Origin of the sequence: Blastopirellula retiformator (genome assembly GCF_007859755.1) — a bacterium.
In the GTDB taxonomy this organism is placed as follows: Bacteria; Planctomycetota; Planctomycetia; order Pirellulales; family Pirellulaceae; genus Blastopirellula; species Blastopirellula retiformator.
This window is the reverse complement of record NZ_SJPF01000007.1, coordinates 19,064-20,526: the sequence shown is the minus strand read 5'-3', so window position 1 is coordinate 20,526 and position 1,463 is coordinate 19,064. Positions and strand designations below refer to the sequence as shown.

The window sequence follows — 1,463 nt, the reverse complement described above, 5'->3', positions numbered from 1 at the left end:
TTTTTTAGAAGACTTCCGCACGATAAAATGCCACTGCATTGAAGGTTGAAACCAAGCTTCGCCCTGCCATTGTGGCACGGCGAAATGGAATTAATTTGAATGCGCAAATGGCGTGCCGAACGGTATTGCTCCCGTCCCCTTTGATTTCTCCGATGTTTATTGTTTTATTACGATTCTTTGCAACTCTTGTGCATCCAGATCGAAAATTATCACGACCTTTCCGCAGGTTCGGATTGCCAATTGCCGATCGAAGCTCTGGCTATTTTCGATTGCCCACGAGATTCCCTGGTCCTCGCAATAGTCCAAGAAGTTGTAGAGCGACGTATGCTTAGTGAGTGAACCCTTGTCATTTCCTGCGATTTTGAATGGAGAATCTTCGGCACTTAAAAGTAACCAAGTGACCGCCTGCAGTTTTCCATCTTCAAACCGAAGCTGAAATGGTCCCCGTTTTTCAATCGTCGTGTCGTCAGATTCGTAGACGCCTTCAGCATTTCCCAAAATACTCTTGACCACGTCTTGGGGCATTCCAAGTGCCAATGGGTCAATATCCCCTTCTTGGAGAATAAGTGACATTTCCGGCATGTTTCAAACTCCCAGTTTTTGTAGTGCTGCAACCAAGAATCGCAGTTCCGCCCCTTTCTTGCAACTTGGGTCATTTTGTAACGCGCGAACCGCTGCGTTGTGAAGACGTTGCCGAAATCCAATACTCTGAAAGGCGTCGCTTGCAATTTTGGACGCTCGCTTGTAATCCGACGCACTCGTTGAGGAGAAGACCGACCTAAGCACAATCGCTCCGTTTTCGCCGGGGCGAACGGCCAACTCAACTTTGTCCACGTGAATATGGGGGCAGGCCAGGCACCCTTGGTTGCCCAGTCATCCGCAACGTACGAAATGCGAGGCCAAGCATTCTGCCACGCTTCGGAAATGGGGACCTTAACCAGCGCTTTGGAGTTTCTGCCCAACCCAAACAGACTGTTCAATGCACTTGAGGGTGGAGCATTATCAGCGGCGGCGTCTGCTACTTGCTTCATCCGCCGCGCACGTGCTGCATCCACGCACGCGTCATCAGCCGGTCCGGGGATAATAATTGTTGCCAACTCGATCGCGGTATTTTCTGCCGTGTCCAACACCGCGTGTCCCAAATCTCCTGAGAATTGAGCTTGCTCAATTAGGCGTTTATGTGCTGGGGCACCGCCGAGTTCTTGCAGGGCTCTCCTGCGTCGGGCTGCACCCTGTTGGGCTTCTCTCGAATACTTATCGTCTCCACCAAAAGCCCATTGCCAGAACGACTCCAACCCACTCGGATCTACCCAATTCAAATGCCCATTCCCCATGGCCTGCCCCCATTTTCTGTACCAAGCCTTATGAAAGATCGGTTTGGGAAACAGGTAACGATTGGGTGGGGTCGCTGTGCCGCTGCAGCGGAAGGAGCGCAGCGACTGGAGTGGAAGCGGCACAGCGAC

At 51.6% G+C, this 1,463-nt stretch carries 1 protein-coding gene; it reads right to left on the bottom strand.

The window, feature by feature from the left end:
* Positions 1–156: 156 nt before the first annotated feature.
* Positions 157–582 (bottom strand): hypothetical protein, encoded by a 426-nt coding sequence (locus Enr8_RS23695; protein WP_146436555.1) that lies wholly within the window; start codon positions 580–582, stop codon positions 157–159.
* Positions 583–1,463: the final 881 nt, after the last annotated feature.

Bases quoted from the DNA above. Each gene is read 5' to 3' on its own strand.
- Enr8_RS23695 (WP_146436555.1), bottom strand. From the start codon at position 582: ATGCCGGAAATGTCACTTATTCTCCAAGAAGGGGATATTGACCCATTG.